At 73.2% G+C, this 21,549-nt stretch carries 20 protein-coding genes; 6 read left to right on the top strand and 14 right to left on the bottom strand.

Annotated elements, in window-relative coordinates; genetic code table 11:
* Positions 1–286: 286 nt before the first annotated feature.
* The 4 genes from AWX74_RS36700 to AWX74_RS36685 all read right to left on the bottom strand — a co-directional run bounded on the left by AWX74_RS36700 (position 287) and on the right by AWX74_RS36685 (position 3,962).
* A complete protein-coding gene (locus tag AWX74_RS36700) occupies positions 287–1,135 on the bottom strand; it encodes a DNA-processing protein DprA (RefSeq protein WP_054571584.1) in 849 nt (282 codons plus the stop codon).
* Positions 1,136–1,238: 103 nt separating this feature from the next.
* Positions 1,239–2,066 carry a DNA-processing protein DprA gene (locus AWX74_RS36695; RefSeq protein ID WP_054571583.1) on the bottom strand — a complete coding sequence of 276 codons (828 nt, stop codon included), beginning with the start codon at positions 2,064–2,066 and terminating at the stop codon, positions 1,239–1,241.
* A 47-nt stretch (positions 2,067–2,113) separates the two neighbouring features.
* The gene (locus tag AWX74_RS36690; RefSeq protein ID WP_054571582.1) at positions 2,114–2,539 is read right to left on the bottom strand and encodes a hypothetical protein; all 426 of its coding nucleotides are present in this window, start codon (positions 2,537–2,539) and stop codon (positions 2,114–2,116) included.
* Positions 2,540–2,615: 76 nt separating this feature from the next.
* A complete protein-coding gene (locus tag AWX74_RS36685; RefSeq protein ID WP_054571581.1) occupies positions 2,616–3,962 on the bottom strand; it encodes a hypothetical protein in 1,347 nt (448 codons plus the stop codon).
* Positions 3,963–4,288: 326 nt separating this feature from the next.
* Between AWX74_RS36685 and AWX74_RS36680 the strand changes: the two genes are divergently transcribed.
* From AWX74_RS36680 to AWX74_RS36660, 6 genes are all read left to right on the top strand, one after another.
* Positions 4,289–4,717: a hypothetical protein gene (locus AWX74_RS36680; RefSeq protein ID WP_242666586.1), complete on the top strand. Its 429-nt coding sequence runs from the start codon at positions 4,289–4,291 to the stop codon at positions 4,715–4,717.
* Positions 4,714–5,241, top strand: coding sequence for a hypothetical protein (locus AWX74_RS36675; protein ID WP_091286491.1), 528 nt, complete (start codon positions 4,714–4,716; stop codon positions 5,239–5,241). Before AWX74_RS36680 ends, AWX74_RS36675 begins: the two co-directional genes overlap by 4 nt.
* Positions 5,238–5,936, top strand: coding sequence for a DUF3846 domain-containing protein (locus AWX74_RS36670; protein ID WP_054571579.1), 699 nt, complete (start codon positions 5,238–5,240; stop codon positions 5,934–5,936). The genes AWX74_RS36675 and AWX74_RS36670 overlap by 4 nt, the downstream gene beginning before the upstream one ends.
* An 80-nt stretch (positions 5,937–6,016) precedes the next feature.
* Positions 6,017–6,256, top strand: a complete 240-nt coding sequence (locus AWX74_RS41845) for a hypothetical protein (protein ID WP_226931193.1) — start codon at positions 6,017–6,019, stop codon at positions 6,254–6,256.
* Between the two features lies 1 nt (position 6,257).
* On the top strand, positions 6,258–6,506 hold the full coding sequence (locus tag AWX74_RS42740; protein WP_226932681.1) for a zinc-ribbon domain-containing protein: 249 nt from the start codon (positions 6,258–6,260) through the stop codon (positions 6,504–6,506).
* Positions 6,503–7,702, top strand: coding sequence for a hypothetical protein (locus AWX74_RS36660; RefSeq protein ID WP_091286487.1), 1,200 nt, complete (start codon positions 6,503–6,505; stop codon positions 7,700–7,702). Before AWX74_RS42740 ends, AWX74_RS36660 begins: the two co-directional genes overlap by 4 nt.
* 21 nt (positions 7,703–7,723) lie before the next feature.
* On the opposite strand, the gene AWX74_RS36655 is transcribed toward AWX74_RS36660, so the two are convergent.
* The 10 genes from AWX74_RS36655 to AWX74_RS36610 all read right to left on the bottom strand — a co-directional run bounded on the left by AWX74_RS36655 (position 7,724) and on the right by AWX74_RS36610 (position 21,303).
* The gene (locus tag AWX74_RS36655) at positions 7,724–8,866 is read right to left on the bottom strand and encodes a helix-turn-helix transcriptional regulator (protein ID WP_235498519.1); all 1,143 of its coding nucleotides are present in this window, start codon (positions 8,864–8,866) and stop codon (positions 7,724–7,726) included.
* 749 nt (positions 8,867–9,615) lie between these two features.
* On the bottom strand, positions 9,616–12,606 hold the full coding sequence (locus tag AWX74_RS36650; protein ID WP_091286479.1) for a BTAD domain-containing putative transcriptional regulator: 2,991 nt from the start codon (positions 12,604–12,606) through the stop codon (positions 9,616–9,618).
* Entirely contained in the window at positions 12,603–13,031 is a 429-nt protein-coding gene (locus tag AWX74_RS36645; RefSeq protein WP_083473928.1) for a pilus assembly protein TadG-related protein, read from the bottom strand. The genes AWX74_RS36650 and AWX74_RS36645 overlap by 4 nt, the downstream gene beginning before the upstream one ends.
* On the bottom strand, positions 13,024–13,719 hold the full coding sequence (locus AWX74_RS36640) for a DUF8175 domain-containg protein (protein WP_054571256.1): 696 nt from the start codon (positions 13,717–13,719) through the stop codon (positions 13,024–13,026). Before AWX74_RS36640 ends, AWX74_RS36645 begins: the two co-directional genes overlap by 8 nt.
* Complete coding sequence (locus AWX74_RS36635; RefSeq protein ID WP_091286473.1) at positions 13,716–14,243, bottom strand: TadE/TadG family type IV pilus assembly protein; 528 nt, start codon at positions 14,241–14,243, stop codon at positions 13,716–13,718. The genes AWX74_RS36640 and AWX74_RS36635 overlap by 4 nt, the downstream gene beginning before the upstream one ends.
* A complete protein-coding gene (locus AWX74_RS42210; protein WP_091286468.1) occupies positions 14,240–14,830 on the bottom strand; it encodes a TadE family protein in 591 nt (196 codons plus the stop codon). Before AWX74_RS42210 ends, AWX74_RS36635 begins: the two co-directional genes overlap by 4 nt.
* A 92-nt stretch (positions 14,831–14,922) precedes the next feature.
* A complete protein-coding gene (locus tag AWX74_RS36625) occupies positions 14,923–17,268 on the bottom strand; it encodes a TniQ family protein (protein WP_054571259.1) in 2,346 nt (781 codons plus the stop codon).
* On the bottom strand, positions 17,265–18,422 hold the full coding sequence (locus AWX74_RS36620; RefSeq protein ID WP_054571260.1) for an ATP-binding protein: 1,158 nt from the start codon (positions 18,420–18,422) through the stop codon (positions 17,265–17,267). Before AWX74_RS36620 ends, AWX74_RS36625 begins: the two co-directional genes overlap by 4 nt.
* Positions 18,419–20,524: a Mu transposase C-terminal domain-containing protein gene (locus AWX74_RS36615; protein WP_200931456.1), complete on the bottom strand. Its 2,106-nt coding sequence runs from the start codon at positions 20,522–20,524 to the stop codon at positions 18,419–18,421. Before AWX74_RS36615 ends, AWX74_RS36620 begins: the two co-directional genes overlap by 4 nt.
* Positions 20,521–21,303 carry a TnsA-like heteromeric transposase endonuclease subunit gene (locus AWX74_RS36610; RefSeq protein WP_200931457.1) on the bottom strand — a complete coding sequence of 261 codons (783 nt, stop codon included), beginning with the start codon at positions 21,301–21,303 and terminating at the stop codon, positions 20,521–20,523. Before AWX74_RS36610 ends, AWX74_RS36615 begins: the two co-directional genes overlap by 4 nt.
* Positions 21,304–21,549 lie beyond the last annotated feature (246 nt).

Below are 21,549 nucleotides of genomic sequence, written 5' to 3'. Positions count from 1 at the left end.
AGCGGTGAGCGCGGCGGCGGCGTCCCGGCGTGCGTCCGCGGACGGTGGGGTCTCGATCGTCACGGCGAGCTCCTTCACGGTCGGGAAAGGGGGTGGGATCGGCAGGCGGGCTGACCGCCGAGGGGGCGTGGCCTACGGGCGAGCGCCCCCACGACACGCGGGCTGGCCGGGCCTGCCCCGCGATCGCGGCCAGCGCTGGCGCGGTGCGGGGCCCTCGGGGTCGTGATCTCCCGCGCTCCGCGGGCCTCGGCCAGGTCGAGGCCGGCGTGCACGGGCACCGGGGAGGTCAGGTCTGGGGCAGGTGGGCGGTGATGTCGGCGGCCGTGGTGACGCAACGGGCGGTGCCGTCGCGTAGGAGGACGTGCGGGCCGGCGCTCGCCGGTGCGGTGATCGGCCCGGGGACGGCGAGTACCGGCCTGCGGCGCCGATAGCGGGCCGTGTAGGCGACGGACAGCGCGTCGTCGTCGCCGGGGCCGGCCTCGACGAGGACGACGGCGTGGGCGAGAGTCGCGAGCAGATCGATCCGGGCCGTGACATGGCCGGGGGTGGGGTACGCGCCGGGCGCGGCGGCGCTGACGACCGCACCGGCGGAGGCGACCGCGGTGAGCAGCTCGTACTGGTGGAACAGGTCGGTGTTGGTGTCGAGGACCGCGACCACACCCGCCCCGGGCCGGTGCGCGGCGGCGGTGAGGGCCGCGCCGTCGGCGCCATCACCACCGCCGTGGGCGACGACCGTGACCGGTACCCGCGCCGAAGAGCCGGTCAGGTCGGTGGCCAACGTGGCGGCGACGGCCCGGCCGTAGGCGCTGCCCGCGCGGGCACCGGTGAGCGTCACCGCCCGGACCAGCAGCGCCGCCGGATCCCCGCCGCCCAGGGCCCACAGGCCCAGCGGCCCGCCGGTCCCATCGAGGGTCGCGGGCCAGTCGGGGTCGCCGGGGATGATCAGCCGCCACCCGTCGGCGGTGTCAGGATCCAGCAGCCGTCCGGGGTCGACGCCGGGATACCGGCCGGCGATCATCTCCCATACCGCGACCGGTCCGTGGCGGTGGATCCGCCGGGTGCGGGCACGGTCGGGTGGCAGGTAGGTCAACGCGGCGCGGGCACGACGCTCCGCGTCGCGCGCAGACTCAGCCATGACGAAGCTCCCCTCCTCTGAGGACAGGCCGGATCGGTGAAAGGCCTGGTGCCGCAGGTCCGGGGGCGGGAACGGCACACACCCCCGGGCCTGCGGTGGGAGGTCAGGTCTGGTCGAGGACGGCGCGGACGTCGTCCGCGCCGGTGACCGGCCACGCGGTGCCCTCGGCGAGCAGGGCACGCGGTCCGGCGCCGAGCGCCGGGGCCGGGCCGGCGATGACCAGGACGGGGCGGCCGAGTGTCTGGGCGGCCCGTGCGGTGTCGAACGCGGCGCCCCGCGCCTCGGACTCGACGAGGACCGTCGCGGCGGACAGGGCCGCGAGAAGCCGGACGCGGGCGTGCGCGTGACCGATGGTCGGCAGGACACCGGGCGGGGCCAGGCACAGGACCATCCCGCCGTCGGTGACACGGTCGAGGTGAGCCTGGTGGCGCCGGGTGATCCCTCGGGTGGAGGACAGGACCGCGACGGCGCGGCGGTGCGTGGCGGCGACCCGCAGCGCGGTGACGTCGACGCCGCTCCCAAGCCCGGTGCTGGCCACGGTGACCGGGTCGACGGTCGGGCCGGTCAGGTCCCTGACCAGGTCACCGGTGACACGTTCGGCGTGTGCGGAGGCGATGAGCCCACCGACCACGGTCACGCAGCGGCGGGCCGCCACCGGCGGGCCGGTGCCGCCCCGCGCCCACAGCCCCACCGGCCCGACCGTTGCGTGGTCGAGGGCGGACGGCCATCCGGGATCCCCGGGGATCAGTAGCCGCCAGCCCTGCGCATCCGCCTCGTCGAGCAGACGCGCCGGGTCGACGGTCCGGTGGTGCGGGGCGAGGCACGCCCAGACCTCGGCGAGATCGGTCCGTGCCGGGCTGTCGGTCAAGGGGATGGCCGAGGACAGGGCGGTCAGGGCGGCGCGGGCGAGCCGCTGATTCTCATCGGGCATGGCCAGGACCTTTCGACGAGAGCCGACGGGAAGAGCTGCGGTGGCGGTCATCGGGGGCGCGGGACCCGCCACGGCGGCGGGCCGTCCGGGCCGGGGCGCAGGAGCCGGCCGAGAGCGTCGTGCAACGCCCGGGTCTCGGGACGTCGGGCGAGGTCCGGGAGCTCGAGAGCGGCGGCGGCGAGCAACGTCGTGAGCGCGCCCTCGATCGCGTCGACCTCGACCGCCGCGTCGGCGAGCGGTATCCGGGGCACCCACCCGGCGGCGGCGGGCATGCTGTCCCCGCCGGGGGGTGTGAGGAGCAGGACGGCTGGACGGTGAGGGTGGGCGGGGGTGCCGGCGAAGCCGGTACCGGCCGGGACGGTGAGCAGGCCGTGCACGATCGCGTCGCGTGGCGCGCCCGGCCACACGGTGACGGTGAACGTGCCGTCCGGGTTCAGCCGAGAGCCGACCCGGCCCTCCGAGGAACTGGTCATGGGAATCCCTTCGCGGTGGGAAACGGGAGGACCCGGGGCGGCGGGCGGCGTTCCCGCCGCCCGCCGGGTAGGGGGCTCAGGTACCGGCGCCGGCGGCGAGGGCGAGTCCGGCGGGGGTGATCTGGAAGCGTTTCGGCCGGCCCGGGACGAGGCGGACCTCGCCGCGGCCGGTCATCGCGTCGCAGGAGGCGTTGATCGCCCCGGAGGAGCGGTCCGGGATTTCACGGCTGAGTTCGGTCACGCTCATCGCGACGTCGGCGTTCGTCGCCAGCACCGTCCGGACCATCGCGGTGAGCGCCCCGGCCTGCAGCCGGGGCTGCCCGTCGGCGTTCGTCGTGCGCTTCGCGACCGCGGCCGGGGGCTTCGGGGCGCGGCGCCGTGCCGGCCGGGGCGGGGGTGCCACACCGGCCCGTACCGGGCAGTGCGCCGCCGGGCAGGACCACGCCGCACACCCCGCCCCGCCCGCCTGGACACCCGCCGGAACCGGAACCGGAGCCGGGGTGGGGTCGGGGGCCGGCGCGCTGGGGGTCGGCCCGTCCCCGGGCGCGGTTGCGGTGCCCTCGCCGGATGTCGCCTCGACGAACGGCGAGGGTGGCGTGGTGGGATCCGCGCCGGTCTCTGATCCGCGTGCGGCCTCCGTCGGCGTCGGCGATACGGCGGCGAGATCCTCACCCGCGCCGGCTGGGGGGTTCTGAACCGGCGGGTGCACGCTGGGGACGTCGGGCGGTGTCTCGGTGCCCGCCTCGGCGCTGATGACCCCGTCGATGTCGGTGGGGGGCGTCGCGGGCGGTTCCTGCGAGGGCGGGTCGGCCTCGCCCTCGGCAGCGAGGCCCTCCTGCGTCGTCGCGGTCGCGGTGTCCGCGGCGCCCGCCGAGGCGGCCGGGTCCTCCGCCGTGTCGCCGGCCCGTACCGGGGCGGTTTCCCGCTCGGCTTCTGCCGGGCGCTCCACGATCACCTCGGCGTCGGCGGCCTGGGCATGGCCGGTGGGAGCGGCGGACGGCGCGGAAACGGCGTCCGATGGTGCGACGGTCTCCAGGTCGGGGGCGGTCTCCAGGTCCAGCGAGGTGTCCGGCGCGGCGCCGGTCTCGGTGATCAGCGGCCGGCCACCGTCGTCCTGGGTGTCCCCGTCGGCGGGCGTGTCGGTGTCGGCCGGTGGCCCGGTGGGCGTGGTGACGTCGGGTGCCGGCGCGTCGCCCGGGGTGGGAATCAGGGCCCACTGCGACGGCTGCCCCCGGACCCCGGCCCGTCGCGACGTCATGAGCTGGCCGGTGTCCACCATCCGGTCCAGCACCGGCCGCAACTGCCCGACCATCATTCCGGCCGCGACCCGGATCTCCGCCAGGGTCGCGGGCCCCTGGTGATTCCGCAGGATTTCCAGGACACGCGCGATGTCGGCGTCGGCTGATTCGTTCTCGTCGACCATTGTTCACAACCCCCATTTGTGGGTGCGGTTTGTGGGTACGTGAACAGCTGTATCTCGATTCGATCGCGTTCAGCCAGCCATATCCGCCGGCCATGGCCAGTGACATGGATCACTGCCTGGGGAATGCGCGGAACCGTTGCTGAACCAAATCTGATCAAGTTACGGTTCCTGGCGTTCCGGGATTTCCGCCACACCAGGCGTGTAGGCCACCCGGACGCGTTTCCCCTCATCCCCCCGCGTGACGTGGGCGCCCGCGTGCCCCTTCACGCCCCGCACAGAAACGGCAGCCCATGAACCAGCGTGTGAACACCCGGACGGATCCACCGGTGGATTCGCCTTTCGACCTGGCCGCTTTCCTTATCGGCCACGGATTCTGGCAGGTCAGAACCGGGCCGGACCTGTACCGGCATGGCCGGGTCGAGGTCGAGAACACGGCCGGGCATCTGCATGTACGCCGCCACACCGCACCGGGAGGTGAGCTCGAGTGGGCGTGCACCTTCGGCCCCGGCACACCCGCCGCGCTGATCCGCATGGGAGTCCTCGCCGCGTTCGCACCGCTCCCGGTCACACCAGATGACGGCGGGGACTGGTCCGTCTGGGCCGCCACGCCGATCCGTATCGGCGCCGAGCTGTCGTACGGGACCGCCCGCGCCGCCACCCGCTGGCTGCAGATCCAGGGCTGGCCCTACGTCGCGCACGCCCCCGGCGCCACCCCGCCCACCGGCGAGGCCGCCCCGCCGCCCCACATCCCATGATCACCGCCCTGGTGATCCCGGCGGACTCGACCCTCCCGACGCGCCGGCTCCGACTCGACCCCACCGACATTCCCGGCATGGAAAAGCTCGTCGGAGGGATCCTGCGTCCGGTGAGTGTCACCGACCCGGAAAGCAGCCTGTACCTTCCCGAGGAGAATCCCCGTTTCCCCGGGCCGTGCAATATGCGCGCGACCGCGCTCGCCGCGTTCCACACCCGCCCGCTTCGGATACCACGGCCCATTCTTCGGGGCGATGCTTTCCTCGCCGGCCCCACGACCATCGAGGGACGGGACACCGACGCCCCCGAAGAACTGATCCGCCTTCTCGAACACCGCGAGTTCCTCGTCCAGACGAAACAACCCGGCGCCCGCAGATGGTCTCAGGGCCGTCGCTACGTCGGTTTCGAGCATGCCTACGCCCACACCTGGAACAGGATGCGACGGATACCGGACGAGGACATGCCCCTCATCCGCATCGTCGGCGCTCCACCCGCGACGTCGAACAGAAAGGGAAACCGGTCATGATCCGAGTGTTGACGGTGCCCGCCGACCCTGAGGCCCCGCACGCCCTCATCCAGATGAGTCCGACGGACCTGCGCGGATTCCAAACCCTCGTCGGCGGTTCGATCGAACGCGTCGACCTCGCCGACGTCGGGTCGCTGTGGGCGAACGAAGACGGCCTCAGGCTGTGCCTGGGGCTGAACGAGCGCGCGACCGCGCTCGCCGCGTTCCACGCGCCCCGGTTCGGCTGGGATCTGCAGATCGTCGGTGACACCTACGTCACCGGGCCCGTCGACGCCGACGGACTGGACACTGACGTCCCCGACACTCTCGTCGGCCTCCTCACCGCCGAACAGGTCCGGCTCGAGGTGCGGCGCAGCGGCGGGGACTGGGCGGACAACGGCACCCATCCCGGGCTGCTCGCCGCCTACGCCGCTGTCTGGGAGAAGGTCGGCCTCCTGGCCGACTTCAAGCCCGGGAGCCGCTTCGCGGTCCGCGCGCTCCCCGTCGGCACCGCCGCCGGGGAGCCTACGGCCGGTTCCGTCACCGACGGGGAGGCGGTGTGGACCGTCTGGGGCGACCGCGTCGACCCCTACGCCGTCCGCCAGACCCGCCAGCAGGCACAGGCCGCCGTCGACAAGGCAGCCGCCGAGGGCGATGCCGGGGTGTACGCCGCGCACCCCGACGGCACCACCCTCACACCCACGCCCACCCGCTAATCCAGACCGGCCGGCGGCCCGCTCTCCCCGAGGGCCGCCGGCCCCCACCCCGACCGCACCGCGGACAGAGAAGCCGGGTCATGAAGATGCTCGGCCGTAAGGACTACTTCATCCGCACGTTTGGCGGGCAGTCCTGCTGCCGGCCTGGCTGCTGTTCGGAGACCGCCCGTCAGGGCCGGGACGGGTACAAGCGGCACGTCAAACGGGCGGAGCAGGCCGACGTCGCCAGGGAGGTCGCGCCGGGATCGCAACCGCACCGCCGAGGGCCGTGGCTGCGCGCGCTGCGGGTACTGGCCCGAGCCCGGCCAGTCCCTCGCTGACCTGCACCCTGGCCTCGCCGCCCAGCTCGACCCCACCCTGAACGGGGACCTCACCGGCGCCGAGCTGCGTCCCCGGTCCAACCGGCGGGTCTGGTGGCGCTGCCCCCACGACCACACCTGGCAGGCACCTGTCACCCGCCGCGGCACCGGATATCCCCACTGCCGCCAGACCCGCCCGCGCGAGGACCTTTCACCGGAAACGGTCCCGGCCGGGCGGACGGCTGGCAGCCGACCGCACCCCGCCCTATGATCATCGGTGTGGAGGACGGGTGGGGCGCGGACGTCGCCGCGCTGACGCGCTGGCTCGAGAACAGCGCGGGCACCGCGCCAGCGGAGCGGACGCGGGTGTGCGTGGCGGTGGCCGCCGGGCTGTTCGCCGCGGGTCTGACCCGGCCCCCGTTCCCCGTCGACGCCGGGGAACCGTGGCTGTCGTGCGCCCGCGCGTTCTGGGCGTTGCGGATCCAGGCGGAGCCCGGGGTCGCGACGGCGGTGGCGTGTGCCCGCTGGCTGCGCGACGACTCCGGCCTCCCCGCCGAGCGGAGGTCGGTGATCGCGTGGGAGTGGTCCTTCGGGTTCGGTGTCGAGGCCCGCGCGTCGGTGGAGTCCGACCACGACCTCACCGCGGCAGCTGGCGCCCTGACCGGTAGGGACACCTCCGAGGTGTACGCCTTCGCCGCCGTCTTTCACGCCGCGAAGCTTTACGGGAACCTGCGGTTCGACGAGCTGGGCTGCTTCCTGGAGGGGTCGGCGCTGGTCCTCGGGGCCGGGGAGGGGTTCCAGGGCGGTGCGCTGGTCACCGCTCTGCGGGGCTTCGCCGCCCGCGGAGACCGCCGCCACACCACCGTCTACGCCGACGGTCTGCTCGACCGGGCGTGGGCCGCCGATCCCGGGTCCCGGCTGGTGGTCGAGGTATGTCTGCACGCGCTGGCCCTCGCCGCCCCCGGGCACGGCGTCGGGGAGCGGCTGTGCGCCCGTGCGTGGGAAGCGGTCACCACCTGGCCTGACGATCACGTGCTGTGGGGGCGGCTCGCGGCCGGGCAGCGCCTGTGTGGCCGCGCGGCCGAGGCGCGGGTGAGTATCGACACGGCGCTGCGCTATCTGCTGGACGCCGGGGAGTGGGACAGCCCTGCCAGGACGGTGTACCTGCGGGAACGAGACCTGATCGGGAGCATGCCGCACCCCGACGCCGGGGACGTCGACGTTCCCGAGCCCAGACCGGTGCACACCGATCTGCCAGGCGTGGCGGTGCCACGCCTGGCTTTCCTGGCCATGTTTCTCGTGGGAGGGCTTGTGGTGCTGGTCGCGGCCGGCACCACGGCGGCGGATGCCTCGTGGCGGACCCGGTTGGGCCAGGAGGCGCTGCTCGGCGTGAGCCTTCTCGCGCTGGCCGCCGGAGTCTGCGCCGCCCTGCGCCTGCTCCTGCGCCGGTGGGAGAGGACCGGATAGCACCGGGCTGCCGAGAGGGGGTCATGGCCGGTGCGATGGGGCCGGTGCGCGGGCTGGCAGCGGCTGGTTCCCGGTGCGCGGTGGGACCGCGATGCGGCCGGGGGGCCCGGTGGGCGGGTCGGGTCGGTGTGCCTGTGCTGGGGGCTGTGCGGGTGGTGGGGGTGTGGGGGTGTGGGGCAGGTAGCCGGCGGTCGCGGCGGCGGCGCCGAGCTGGAAGCGGGTGCTGACCCCGAAGCGGTGGCACAGTTCGGCGACGTCGCGCTTCACCGTCCGTTCCGACACCCCGAGTTCCCGGGCGGCGCGCACGTCATCGAGGCCCCGTCCGAGCAGGATGAGCAGTGCGCGTTGCCGCCGCATCGCGGCGGGTTCCTGGGCGCCGGCAGGGTGGCGTTGGACGGGGATCGCGGCCTCGATGCGGGTGACCATGTCGGTGACGGCGCGCACGAGGGTGGGTGCGACGGCGACGAGGCCGCCTTCGTCGAGGTCGTCGTCGCGGACCGGGATGAGGGCTGCGGTGGTGTCCCAGACGATGGTGCGCATCGGTAGGGCCGGGGCGAGGCGTAGGACTCCCATGGGGGGTAGGCGCCGGCCGGGGGTGCGTCGTTGCGCGGCGCTGAGCGCGGGTGGTGTCCAGACGCTGCTGATCTGGACTCCGCGGGCGGCGGCGGGCACGAGCAGGTCGGGCACGTTGCCGCCGAGGCCGGGGGGTGGCGGGCCGGTCTGGAGGAACCGCATCCGGGTGCTGGCCTGGGTGGTGAGCTCGGCCATCTTGTGGAAGATCTCGTCGCGGGCGAGGAACTGGACTCCGGCGGTGGTGCCGGTGCGTCGGCGGCCGGCGATGTAGTCCCCGAACATGCCCGACCGGTAGAGCTGGGCTTTCTGGTCGTCCATGCGGGCGCGTTCGGCGCTGAGTGCGGCCTCGCGTTGTGCGTGGCGGGCCTGCAGGACCTTGATCGGGTCTTGGGGTTCCCACTGGCGGCCGACCTGGCGGAGCAGGCCGGCGTCGACGAGCCGGCCGATTTCCGCCTCGACGATGGGTTCGGGCTTTCGGAGCCATTCGGCGAGCAGGTCGATGTCGCAGTAGGGGTGGCGCGCGACGGTGCGCCATACCTTTTCGGAGAAATCGTCCAGCTTGATCCCGAAATCCAGCTCGGAGATTCTCACACGACCTCTATTCTTGCTTTCAAGCAAAGGTAAGGGCAGGGTTCACGCACCTCCTGGAGGCGAACGTGGGGGTCACGGGCGGGGCAGGCCGTCACCATGCGGGTGCGGCGAGCACGCGCACGGCGACCGTAGCGCATCGGAGGGGTGCCGATCTGTGACATTGAGACCGATACCACCGGTTTCGCGCTCCGTGTATGACCTGGTCGGCGCCGTAGTTGTTACCGCCGGCCTTCTGATACGTGTCTGATCCGAGTCCGATCGTGACCACCACGCCCGGCGCACATCGCCGAAGACGGTGAGGAATCGTTGCTGTCCAACGCCCGGCGCGCCGATGGACAGGACGGGCTACCGCCCGCCGTGTGAGCGGACCGGGCCGGTCGGACGCTTCCGTGGGCTCCTGGTGGGCGACTGCGGCGGGCCTGTGACGTGCGCGGTGACGAGACTCGCTGTACCTGGGGGCAGGGAGGCCGGCCGCCTCGGAGATCGGGTGCCAGGCACCGTGACCCTCCATCGGTGGGCCGCGGGTTCTCGGCCCTGAACCGGCCTCACGCGGATTTCCGAGAGAGGAGAAGACGACCGTGGAACGGTGCGGAAATAAGACATGAAGAAGCCGCTGTCACGTCCGGGAAATGACTCGCGCGACAAGGGAAAATGTTCCACGGAAAGGTGCGGAAACCTCGCGGGAAATCGTCGTGGATGCGCCTTTCGATGGGTGGGCGGCGCGGGCGATGATCTGGCCGGGGCGCCTGTCAGGTGCTGGGGCGGTCGGGGTGGCGGATGGCGGGGCGGACGATGCGCCGGGGCCCGGTCGTGGCAGGGGCTGGGGTGGGGCGTGGGGTGCGGGTGAGGTGGGCGAGCAGGGCCTGGGTCTCGGGGGTGGGGTCGACGTCGAGGCCGTGGGCGTCGAGGGCGTCGCGCAGCCGCTGGTAGGTGCGGCGTACCGCGTCGACGCGTCCCCGGGCGGCGTGCAGGCTCATCACGTGCCGGTAGAGGTCCTCGACCGTCGGGGTGAGGGCGAGGGCCTGCTCGAGGTAGGCCAGGGCCCGGTCGGGGTGGTCGTCGGCGAGCAGGTCGGCGAGGTCGGCGAGCGTGTCGACCGCGCGGTGTTCCAGGTCCGCGACGATCGGGGCGGACCAGTCGTAGGCGGTATCGCCGAGAGGCGTGGCGGTGGCGAGGGCGACGGCCCGGGTGAGCGCGAGGACACGGGCGGGGTCGTCGGGGGCGTGTCCGGCGGCGTGCAGCGCCGCGTCGAACTCCCACACGTCGACGTCGACCACGGCCGGGTTGAGGCGGTAGCCCGCTTTGCTGTTGAGGATCGGGGTGAGGGTCGGGTCGCCGGTGGCGGTGCGCAGGGTGTCGCGCAGCGCGGCGACGGCGCGGTAGGCCTGGTTGCGGGCGCGGGTCGGGTCCTGGTCGGGCAGGAGGTCGGCGGCGAGTCGGTCGCCGGTGACGCCGCTGGGGTGGACGGCGAGATGTGCGGCGATTTCCAGGCTGAGGGTCCGTAGTCCGCCGACCAGCGGCGTGCCGTCGAGGTGGACGGCGGGCCGGCCGAAGAGCATCAGCCGCACCCGCGGGCCCGGCCGGTCCAGGTGGCCGGGCTGGCCCGCGGGTTCGTCGACGGTGCTGGTGGTGGGCGGGTCGTCGGCTGGCGGTTCGGCGGGGACGGGTGGCGGTCCCGGGTCGGGGGGCGGCGGCGTGCCCGTCGGGGGCGCGGGGAGGGCCTCGACCATCGGGTTGGGGGCGGCTGTCTCGGTAGGGGGCGGGGAGTCGGTGGTGGGGGTGGGCTGGTCGGCAGCGTCCGCGAGGAGGCGCAGAAGGTCACGGGTCTGGGCGGGAGTGAGATGCCAGGGCGGTGCCGGCTGACCATCGCCGGCCGGGCCGCCGGTCGGGTCGAGGGTGAGCAGATAGAGGCCGACGCGTGCCCCGGCGTGGGCGAGGGCGCCGAGCCGGCCGTCGTCGGCGCTCGCCACGGTGGCCACGAGCAGGACGGTGGGGATCATCTCGTCGGGCAGGCCGGCGCGTAGCTCCTCCAGGCTCGCCGCGGTGGTGTCCTCGGCGAGCCGGGCGCGGCGCAGTGCCTCACGGTCGGCGAGGTCGAGGGCGTTTTGCGTGGTGGCGGTGATGGTGACCTGTGGGAGAACGTCGAGGACGGCGTGCGGCAGGTCGAGCCGGTCGGCCAGACCGCTCGGGATGATCAGCCGGGAGGGCCAGGCCGTGTGGTCGCTGTGGTGGGCGGCGAGGACGTGCACCAGCAGCGCGCGGGCAGCGGCGGGTGCGCCGGGGCCGTGCAGGTCGAGCCGTCCGGTGCGCACCAGCTCCGCGAGAGGCCCGTCCAGGTCCCCCGCCTCGGCGGGGCCGGGAATCGCGTCGGCTGGGCGGGGCGTCGGCGACGGGCCGGCGGGTACCCGTTGCGGCGGGTCGTGCCGTTCGGATGCCGGTACGGGGTCGGGGTCGCTGCCGGGTTCGGGGTCCTGCGGACCCTGCCCGTCGTCGTTTCCGTCGCCGTCGTCGGGGTTGTCGGTGTCGTCGGTGGGTGGGCGGCTGGCGCGCAGGATCTCGCGGACGACCAGGGGTAGGGGCGGGTCGGTCGGGATGGGCTGGCCGGGTGGGGTCGGGACACGGCGGCGGCGGGAGCGCAGGAGCCGGGCGGCGACCACGGCGGCGGCGAGTGCGGTGATGAGGCTGAGCGGGAGGGCCGCGCCCGAGGGCAGTCGGACCGGCCGGTCCTGACCCGGTGGGGCCGGGTGCGGTGCGGGCGTGTCGGTGCGTGGGGCCGGGCTGGTGTGTGGGGCCGGGCCGGGAGTGGAGGGGGCCGGGTTCGCGGGGATGGTCGGGGTCCACCCGGGAGCGGAAGGGGCGGGCGAGAAGGTGCCCGGTGCGGCAGGTGCGGCAGGTGCGGCGGTCCCGGGTGCCGTCGGTGGCAGCGGTGCCGGGGTGGTCGTGGGTGGGGTGGCGGGACCGGAGGCGTGGGGCGCGGCGGTGGTGTCGGGCCCCTCCGGAGCCATCGGGGGCGTCGGGGGTTGGGCGTCGGGCGGAAGGCGCAGGATCCAGCCGGGGCGCAGCAGGTCGGGGTTGGTGAGCGCGGTCCCGTCGGCCTGGACGCGGCCCTGGTTCAGGGTCCAGATCTCGCGCCAGCGCAGCCCGTCGCCGTGCAGCCAGTCCTCGGCCAGTGACCACAGGGTGTCGTAGGGGGCGACGGTGCACTCCAGCCCGGCCGGCACCATGGCGTTCGCCGCCGCAGGGGGCCGCGCGGCGTCAGCGGTGGGATCGGCCGGGGCGGTGACGGCCGCGGGCCGCGCGTAGGCGGTGAGGACCGCGGCCGTCGGCGGGCCGGTGCTGGCACGGGCGGTGGCGGTGAGAAGGCCGGCGAGGACCGTGCCGACGAGGACCGCGGCCAACGCCTGCGCGGGGCCGGCGGTAGGCAACCGGGGCCGGGTCCAGCCACCGGCCGTGGCCACGACCTCCACAGCCACCGACAGCACGAGCAGCGCGTAGGTGTACCAGAACAGGGCGCCGATCAGACCGAGGATCAGGTCCTGCGTCAGCGGTCCGGTCAGGCCGGCCACGACGTCATCCCAGGCGGGGACGCGGTCGGGCAGCGGCCAGCCGACCAGCCGCCACATCACGGCGGGCGCGGCGATCAGCAGCACCCCGGAGGCGGTGAGGGCGCCGAGGGCACGTGCCAGCCCGGCGAGACGGTGCAGCGGCCCGACACGGCGGGGTCTGTGTCGGCGGCTCATGGGGCACCGGCCGGGGCGGTGACGCCGTGGACGGGGGCGGCGCTGGCCTGTCCGGTGACGGTGAGCGTGTCGATCCCGACTATCCCGAGGAGCTGGGTGGGGACACGTACTGTCACCGTCACCGTCACCGTGGCGGCGGTCGCGGTGACGGTCCCTTCCGTGCCGGCGGTGGCCAGGTACTGCTCGGCCCGCCGCTCTGCGGCGGTCGGGTCGAGCTGGATGACGCCGCTGGCCCGGTAGGTGGCCAGGTCCAGGCCCTGCGCGCCGGCGCGGGCGGCCTCGGCGGCGAGGCTGACCGCGGCGGACTTCCGGTCCAACGCGAGCCCGCCGTCCACGACGAGACCGGTCACCGCGAGTAGCGCCACGGTGAGGACGACGAAGAACGCGGTCACCGTCCCCGCGTCCTTCCGGGTGGGGTCAGGCACGGCGGAACCGATCCCACCCGGCCGCGGTCACCGCGGCCGGGCTGTCCGTCTCCGGTACCCGTAGCCCGGCGGAGGGCAGGGTGGGGTGGAGGTCGGCGAGGCGCCAGTCGTCCCCGTCCCAGACCAGTTCCCAGGTCACGGAGCCGACGAGCACCGTGGGCCGTCTGGTGCCCGAGACGCGGCTGGCGTGCAGGACGGCAATGACCGGCTGGTCGGGGTCGGTGGCCAGGAGGTGGGTGCCGAGCGGGCGGAAGAACAACGCGCTTCCCGGAGCGAGATCGGGTGGGGCGTAGACATGATCGAGGAGGGTTCCCGCGGTGCGTTGCAGCAGGTAGCTCGGGGTCGCGATGGTGGTGAGAATCTCGGCCTGGTCGGCTTCTGTGCGTGGCAGGAGCAGCGAGGTCCAGCGGACCGCCGCCGAGACCGCTCCGGAGGTGCTGTGCGGGAATCCCAGCGGGACACCGTTGTCGGTGATCGTGTTCCCTGGCGGCAGGACAGGCAATGCTGCCTCTGGGTCATCACTGAGTGCCGGCGTCGAGGTCGGGGTGCGCGGCTGCTCCTGGCCGGCCCGGGTGGGAGCCGTGCAGGCCGCGAGGACAGCGAGGAGGAGCAGTGCGGCCACACAGGGCCGCGGTGCGACGGTCAGGCCCGGGTGCCGCCGGTCGGCGGTGTGCGGCGGTCGTCTCACACCTGCTCCCGTGAGGAAGAGTCTGTGCCGGCCGGCGGCCAGGCCGCCGCGGTCGCGGTGACACCGCGGTAGAGGTCGATTGGCACGGCTGCGGCGGCGGTGACCGTGCGCCCGCCGGGGACGGGAAGGCCGGCGGCGAGGTCGGACTGGTCCAGCCGGCAGGCCACTGTCGCGCGGACCACACCTCCGGGCCGGAACTGGCTGGTGTCCACCTCCACCGTCAGGGCGGTGCAGGGACCTGTGTTCCCGGTGAGGTCCGGGGCGACGGCCGCCTGGGCGGCGGCGATGGCCAGGGTGGGTGTGCGGGCGAGGCTCGCGGCACGGGCGGCGGTGTGCGCGGCGGTGTCGACCTGCCCGCGGGCGTTCACCGCCCGCCCCGCGTAGACGATCAGCAGCAGCATCAGAATGATCAGCGGTGCGAGCAGGGTCAGTTCGACCGCGGCCGACCCCGCGTCTTGGTCTGTGCCCGGCCGGGCCGGTGCGCCGTGGCGCCCTCGGCGGGACAGCCCGATGATGCTGATCATGGTGTTGGCCGTTCGAGGGTTCCGGTGGCGTGGCCGGTCACCGGCAGGGAGATTCCGGGCAGCAGGCTGACCGCGTTTCCCGTGACGGTGACGGTGACCGTCTCGGGCCGGCGGTCGAGCTGGACGCCCGTGCCGGTGAGAACGGTGCCGCCGAGCTGGGCGAGGATGAGCCGCGCGGCGTCGTCTCCGGCGGTGGGTGCGGCGCCGTAGACGCGGGCTGCGTCCGCACCGCCACGGGCGGCGCTGGCCGCCACATGGCTCGCGTGCGCCCACAACGCGAACTGGATCACGACCAGGAGCATGGTGATCAGCAGCGGGGTGGCGATGACCAGCTCGACGCTGGCCGCCCCGGCATCCCTCGAGCCGCGCCCCGCCGCCCCGCCTCGGCCCGGGGCGGGGGGTGCCGCCTGCCGAGCGCGGCGGCGGGCGAGTCGCCGTGGCAGCGGGCCGTGGGGAGGCCGGGGATGACGTCCGCTCGGACGGCACGTCGCGCGGTGAAGGTGTCCCCGGAAGGCGCGTCGCGGCCTTGTGGCACCTCTGCGCGCTGCGGAGTTGTCAGCTGTAGGGAGGCCGGCGAAGATGTCCATTCGGGTGCCGTGATCGTGTCCACTGGGGGTTTCCCGTGCTTTCTTGGGGGCCGGGGTGGTTGTCCATTTCTTCGCTGTGCCTGTTCGTGTCGTCATGGGTGGCTGGTGGTGTCGTGGAGGATGTGGGCTTCTATCTGGAGGTGTAGTGCCTGTCCGAGTTCTGTGGGGCTGTCGAGGCGTCTGGGGTGGTGGCGGCGCATGAGGGTGCCGCCGCAGACGCGTTCGAGGTAGGTGAGCTGTTCGGAGAGGGAGGCGGGGGTGACGCCGGCTTCTTCGGCGGCTCTGGTGAGGTTGGAATGTCGGACGATCATCGTGAAGCGTTCGAGGCGGAGATGGGCTTGGTGGCCGGTGAGGGCGCTGCGTAGTGGTTCGGGTAGTTGGGAGGGGTGGGTTCCTGTGAGGGTGTGGATGTGGTGTGAGCCGCCGGATGGACGTAGCGGGATTCCGTGTTTCTCCGCGAAAGCCCGGAGGGTGCTGTAAACGCAGCCGATTTCGTCGGCGATGTCTGCGAGGGTGCGTTTCCAGGTGACGTATTGTTCGTGGAGCCAGGTGGGGTCGACGTAATGGATTCCGGGTTTGTGCTGCTGGCTGGTGTCGGGGTGGAGCGGGAGGATCGCTCCGGCGCGGTGGGTGGGATAGAGCGGGCGTGGCAGCGGGTGTAGCCGCACGGCTTGGCGGACGTGCTCTGTCGACATGTGGAGGGTTTCGGCGACCTGCTGCGGGGATCGGTGCTGGCGGGTGAGCAGGTCGTGGATGGGGGCGGGGTCGGTGTGTTCGAGATCGGCGCCGGGCCAGTCGTGGGTGTGGACCCAGTGCGCTGGCGGGGCCCAGCGCAGCGGCTCGTCGGTGACGCCGGCGTGGAGAAGCAGGGCGTGGGCGTGGCTGGTGAGATCGTCGGCGAGCGGCGCGGGCATCCCGAGGACGAACTCGTGGTAGGCGGGGCGTCGCGCGGGGTCGACGATCCGGTAGGGCGGTGAGGCGATGGCGAGGTTGCCGTCGGTGAGGAGTTCGTAGAGGTAGGAGCGGGCGAAATCGAGGCGGCGTCGGTGCCCGCGGCGCAGCTCCCCGGGGCCGAGGAAGCTTCTCCAGGTCGCGCGGTCGATCAGCTCGGTCGTGGCGGCGAGGTGACGGCGGCGCGTGTAGTCGATCGGGATGGGGTGGGTGTCGCAGGCCAGGGCGAGTTCGGTGAGGATGCGCAGCGTGGTGCTGCCGGCGGGGCCGCGGGTCAGTTTGCCGAGCTGGTGGGCGACGGTGCCGCCGGTGATCTGGTCGCTGACGAGGGCGGTGATCTGGTTGAGCCGCAGAGCGCTGTGGGGAAGCAGAAGCGCCGCGATCGCCGCGGGGCGGAAGGTCACCGGTTCGAGGGAGTCGTCGTCGAGGAGACGGATCGTCCAGACGGGCCAGAGCTGGTCGGGTAGGCGTGCGGCTCGCAGGACGGCCGGGTCCGGTTCGCCGCTGGTGGGGTCGGTGGTCGGGGGATGCAAGGTGGGCAGGGTGGTGGCGTGCCGGAGGCGTTCGATGGGACGCAGGAATCCGTCGCGGCTGTGCGCGATGCGGGTTGTCAGGCTGGGGCTGGCGGATTTCCAGGACTCGGGCACTGCCAGGGGCCGGGGCCCGGCCGAGTGGTGGGCGACCAGGGGCGCGAGGGGGTCGTCCGGGCGGCCAGCGGTGGGGGCGGTGAGCAGCTGGTAGGCGGTGAGCAGGGTGTCGGCCCGCAGGTCGCCCGCGACGGGTGTTCGCTGGCGGCGGGGGCGGTCGTTCGTCGCGATGTGGGCGGCGAGGATGGTCAGGTCGGTGAGCGTGGCGAGGGCTTCGTGCCGGGCGGTGGCGTCGGGTGGGAGGCGTAGCCGCGCGAGGCTGCGGTCGATCAGCTGCTGGGCGGTGTGGGCGGCGGCGGGATCGGCGCAGGTGGGGTGGGGGGGCTCGGTGAGGTCGAAGCCGCAGCGGGTGGTGGTCGCCGCGGCGGTGACGTGGCGGGTGCAATGACCGGGTGGTGTCCGTCCGGACGGGTGCCGGACGGGTTGGGTGGACCCGCAGCGCGGGCATCGGTCCGCGAGTGGCTGGCCGTGATCGAGGCAGAAGAACGTCCAGCGCAGCTGCCAGGCCAGGGCGAACCGGCCGGGATGTTCGGCCAGGCAAGTCGGGCAGAACCGGCTGGTGCGTCCCGCGGTCGCCGCGGTGCGCAGGGCGTCGGGGGTGCGCGGGGGCAGATCCGGGAGCGGAGGGTGGAACATCGCGGCGAAGGTCCGGGGGGTCAGACCGGTCGCGTCGGCGACCGTGAGCGGCGTGGTGACGGCCGGGGGCGGGTCGGCGGTGAGGCCGAGGGCGCGGGTGAGTTCGCTGGTGGTGACGCGCAGGCGCCGCGCGTAGGCGGTCGTCCAGCTCTCGAACGATTCCCCGGGCAGCGGTGTCAGGGTGAACGGGAGCCGGCGGGTCATGCCGCGCCCTCCCCGCCCAGGCGCGTGGTGGTCTGGCGGGCGGGCCGGCTGGTCAGCCGGCCCGCGCCGAGCGCGGCGTGCAGGTCACGGCGGGCTTTCTCCGCGGCCTCGTCGATGCGGACCGCGTCGAGCAGACCGGCGGTGAGGGTTTCCGCGCCGGTCCTGACGGCCCGGTAGCAGCCCCGGGCGATCAGGGACATCAGCGAGGCGAAGTGCCCGGAGCTGCGGGCGAACAGGTAGTCCGACAGGTCCTCGGCGACCGTTCCCCGGCCGAGTTCGGCGAGAACCAGGTCGCGTTCGATACCGAGGAGCAGGTTGCGCCAGGTGCGCCGCCCGGCCTCGCTGTGGATCTCGAACGGGGTCAGGGTGAGGACGTTCCACCGTCGCGCGGTCTGGGAGAACGCGGCGTCGGCGCCGGTCAGGCCCTCGGTGAGCAGCCCGCGGGCGCGTAGCCCCACCCCGACGAAGAAGAACGTCACCGGGAACGTGTTGGCGAGCCACTTGAAATGGTTGGCGACCTCCCGGCCATCGCGACGGTGGACGTCGAGGAAGTGCACGTCGTCGACGACGACGAGACGGGTCTTGCACCCGGCGACGCATTCGGCGGCGCGGTTCGCCAGGCGTGTCGCGGTGCCGCGGTCAGGGGCGGGCAGCGCGTAGAAGCGGCAGAGCATCGCGTTCAGGCTGCGGATCGTCGTGTTCGAGGTCAGCCCGAGGTAAACGACCGGCACCCGCTGCCACTGGCCGCCCGTGGCGGGAACCGTCGGCCCGTAGAGGTCGACCTGTTCGCGGTGGAAGGCGCGGGCGAACGCCAGCGCGGCGGTCGTCTTGCCCAGCCCGGGAAGCGCGTCGAGGACCGCGGCGGGTTTGACCTTCTCCCCGTCCTGCCGGTTCGATCCGCAGATCTCGTCGAGCTGCTCGAAGACGGTGTCCATGCCCGGGGTCGCGACGGGGCCGAGGTTGGCGTGCCAACGGGCACGGGTCTCGTTGTAACGCAGCCGGACGGTCCGCGACATCCCCGCGATCTCGCAGGCGCTGTGCCGCGGCGGGCGGGTCCTCGGCGGGGTGTCGACCATCGCGAACCAGCCGTCCTTGCATGACAGGTTCCAGTCCCGCTCGTCACGGTCGGACAGCACCGCGTCCGGGCGGTTCATGGCACGACCCTCAGCGCGTCGGCGTAGAACTCCTCGTCGGCGATCCTGGCCGGTTCGTCGGCGGCGGCGCCGTCCAGCTCACCGTCGCAGTCGTCGTCACCGGCCCGCCACGAACCCGCCGGTGTCCCGGCGGGTTCCAGCCCGGCGCTGACCGCCGGCAGCTCGCAGGCCGCCGCGAGGTCGCCGCCGACGGCGGCCTGCAACCGGGCCTGGCGCTGCTCGCTCGCGCGGATCGCCATCCGACGTTCGGCGGGATGACGCACGAGCCCCGCGTCCCACCGGTCCAGCAGGTCCGCCAGGGCGAGCCGGTCATCGACGTGACGGCCCTCGGCGAGCGCGAGGCGGCGGGCGTAGGCGAGCGTGTCCGCGGAGAACGGCATCCCGACACCGCCGGCGTGCTCCCAGACCAGCGTGTGCCAGCGCTGGTCGGCCGGGTCCTGGAAGTAGACCCGTGAGATGTCGTCAGTGTCGTAGCGCACCGGCCACTTGCCGGCGTGCCGACCGGTGAACGGGCTGAGCCGGTTGCGGTAGCCGCCCAGCACGGGGCCGTTGTAACGAAGCCCGTTGACCTCGATCCCGTAATGCTGGATGGTCCGCCAGGCGACCGGCAGAAGATCGAACACCAGATCCGTCCGCGCGGGCACCCGCAGCCGACCGGCCCGGACCAGACCGTGAGCGAACATCTCCGCCGGACACAGATCCAACCCCGGCACCGCCGGGTCCACCAGCCCGCCGTGCGGACGCCGGTGGTAGATCCCGACGATCCACTGGCGGATCACGGTCTCCAGCTCGTCGACGAAGAAGTAGGCGCAGCCCTGCGGATCCTTCCCACGGCTGTGGACATCCGGCCCCTTGTAGCCGGGCAACGCCGCCAGCAATCCTTCTCGCAGGGTCCGGAAGAACCGCTCCACCGGCGCCTTGTCAGTGGGGGTCAGCGGCCGGGCCGGCTGCACCGACACCCCGAGGCGCTGACACACCGACAGCAGATGCTCCGACAGGAAGATCTTGCCGTGGTCGACGACGATGCTCTCCGCGGCCACCCCCGGCAGCCCCGGCTCCGCCTCGACGACGACGGTGTCCGGCAGCCCCGCGTAGGGCAGCAGACCGCCGCCGCTGCCCCGGGCCGTGTCCACCACCAGCGACTCGTAGAGCACGACCGCCGCGTCGACGGACTTCGTCGACACCGGGGAGAGCCGCAGGCCGGTCACGCACCGCGAATACAGATCGAGCGCGACGGTCAGCTCGACCCGGACCCAGCGCAAGGTCAGCGGTTCCATCGCGAACACGTCCAACCCGGTGGTGTCCACCAGCACGTACTCACCCGGCCGGGTCGCGCGCAGCCGCCCGTAAGGCTGTGTCGGCCGGTTCGCGATCGACCGTTTCGCCGCCGTCGCGCCGGTGAACGCGTGGGTGGCCCGGGACAACTCCTCCAGCACCAGCCGGGCCCGCCGCCGCCCCGGCGCCCGCACCGATCCGGCGCCGTGCTCGGCGTCGAGCCGTGCCGCCACCCGTTCCAGCAGCAGCTGCCGGGTCGGCCGGCTGGCGTCGGTGTGTTCGTCGAGCACCAGCCGACACATCGCCAACCACCGCTCATCGACCCCGGTGAACGGATCGGCCAGCCGCACCATGCGCTGATCGACCAGCCCCGCGGCGCCCGCTGTCTGGACCGCGCGGACCCAGCGGCGCACCGTCCGGACGTCCACCCCCACCTCCGCGGCCTTCGCCGCGTAGCGGTCCATCAACGGCACCGCCATCTCGTAGGCCGCCCGCGGCTCACCGGCAGCCGCCAGCGTCACCGTTCCTGAGACGTAGCCGGTCAGCACCTCACGCACATGCCCGAGCCGCGCCAGCACCTCGGCGCGTCGCGGCCCGTCCAGGCTGTCCAGTACCGGCCCCAACGCCTCCATCGGCGCCACCGGCTCCCCGTCCGCCCCGAGCACCGAGGTCGCGGGATTCGCCAGCACCGTCGCCGTGTGCACCAGCTCCTCGCGGCCCTGCCCGTCACGCAGCCGCAGCCGCTGCGCTTCGATACCGACGACCGTGCGCATCTCGCCGTCGTGGACCAGCCTCGTCCCGATCGTCACCGTCACCGTCGCGCTCACACCACACGCTCCAGCACCGACACCGGCGACAACGGCCTGTCCAGATCGACGCGGAACACGCCCCGCCACACCAGATGCAGCAACGCCGGCCGGCACACCTCGACCGCGAACCGGCCCGCCAACCCGGCCTCCACCTCACCGAGAGCCACCCTCCCCGTGACCGTCCGATCGATCTCCTCGACGGCCTCGGCGTCGACCCGATCAGCACGCCGATAGGCCGCCAGGAACCGCACATTTCCCAGCACCGCCGCCGGCGCCCCCGACCAGACCTCATGGCACCAGCCGGCCCGCGTGAAAACCTGGCCCGCCCAGGCCAACGCTTCCGCGACCTTCTCCCTGGCCAGCTGCTCCGCCGGCTTCACATTGACCACGGTCACCAGCCCGCCCGGGTCCACCAGCAGAAAGTCCGGAACATGCCGCCGGAGCCGCCCATCCACCTCCGCGGTCAGGCAGAAAGGCTGCGCCGCGATTCCCACCACCGAACAATCGAAATCGGCGAGCAGGAGCCGGGCAAGCTCCAGCCGGCTTTCATAAACCACATGGCCCGCCATCGTCACCGACCAATACCAGCCCGAGTAGTGCGCCTGTCCCTGCCGCCATCGAAAAACCCGCCACGGACACCCAGCCACCGTCGCGGCAAGGTCAACCAGCGACAGATCCTCGTACGTCGACACCGCGCCAGTGGAATCCCTGACGCTCAATTGAGCATCAGTCACCATCGCTACCATCTCCCCAGATAGAAGACATGATCCCAACTGGCACGGTAGATCACTGGACATCAGTCCGGTCGCTGGACACGCTGCGGACAAACAGGACGCCAGTGCACAACGTCTCCGGTATCACGCAACCTAAATCCGCATAGAAATCTCCTTCCCTGCCCTGTTTCACGGGCTCGTCGAGGGCTTCCGTCGCCTTTGCCCCGGCTTGCCGTAGCCCCGGTAGTCCGCTGTGGACAGAACACCGGTCGTTGGACATCGACTGGACATATATCGCGGCCATTGGACATCTAGACCGGCGTCCCTACA

Origin of the sequence: Parafrankia irregularis, assembly GCF_001536285.1 — a bacterium.
Taxonomy (GTDB): Bacteria; Actinomycetota; Actinomycetes; order Frankiales; family Frankiaceae; genus Parafrankia; species Parafrankia irregularis.
The sequence above is the reverse complement of the archived record's forward strand: the minus strand, read 5'-3'. Positions and strand labels throughout refer to the sequence as shown.

Bases quoted from the DNA above. Each gene is read 5' to 3' on its own strand.
- AWX74_RS36690 (WP_054571582.1), bottom strand. From the start codon at position 2,539: ATGACCAGTTCCTCGGAGGGCCGGGTCGGCTCTCGGCTGAACCCGGAC.
- AWX74_RS36660 (WP_091286487.1), top strand. From the start codon at position 6,503: ATGATCATCGGTGTGGAGGACGGGTGGGGCGCGGACGTCGCCGCGCTG.
- AWX74_RS36625 (WP_054571259.1), bottom strand. From the start codon at position 17,268: ATGACCCGCCGGCTCCCGTTCACCCTGACACCGCTGCCCGGGGAATCG.
- AWX74_RS36700 (WP_054571584.1), bottom strand. From the start codon at position 1,135: ATGGCTGAGTCTGCGCGCGACGCGGAGCGTCGTGCCCGCGCCGCGTTG.
- AWX74_RS36650 (WP_091286479.1), bottom strand. From the start codon at position 12,606: ATGAGCCGCCGACACAGACCCCGCCGTGTCGGGCCGCTGCACCGTCTC.
- AWX74_RS36670 (WP_054571579.1), top strand. From the start codon at position 5,238: ATGATCCGAGTGTTGACGGTGCCCGCCGACCCTGAGGCCCCGCACGCC.
- AWX74_RS36685 (WP_054571581.1), bottom strand. From the start codon at position 3,962: ATGGTCGACGAGAACGAATCAGCCGACGCCGACATCGCGCGTGTCCTG.
- AWX74_RS36635 (WP_091286473.1), bottom strand. From the start codon at position 14,243: ATGATCAGCATCATCGGGCTGTCCCGCCGAGGGCGCCACGGCGCACCG.
- AWX74_RS36695 (WP_054571583.1), bottom strand. From the start codon at position 2,066: ATGCCCGATGAGAATCAGCGGCTCGCCCGCGCCGCCCTGACCGCCCTG.
- AWX74_RS41845 (WP_226931193.1), top strand. From the start codon at position 6,017: ATGAAGATGCTCGGCCGTAAGGACTACTTCATCCGCACGTTTGGCGGG.
- AWX74_RS36610 (WP_200931457.1), bottom strand. From the start codon at position 21,303: ATGTCCAGTGATCTACCGTGCCAGTTGGGATCATGTCTTCTATCTGGG.
- AWX74_RS36620 (WP_054571260.1), bottom strand. From the start codon at position 18,422: ATGAACCGCCCGGACGCGGTGCTGTCCGACCGTGACGAGCGGGACTGG.
- AWX74_RS42210 (WP_091286468.1), bottom strand. From the start codon at position 14,830: ATGGACATCTTCGCCGGCCTCCCTACAGCTGACAACTCCGCAGCGCGC.
- AWX74_RS36675 (WP_091286491.1), top strand. From the start codon at position 4,714: ATGATCACCGCCCTGGTGATCCCGGCGGACTCGACCCTCCCGACGCGC.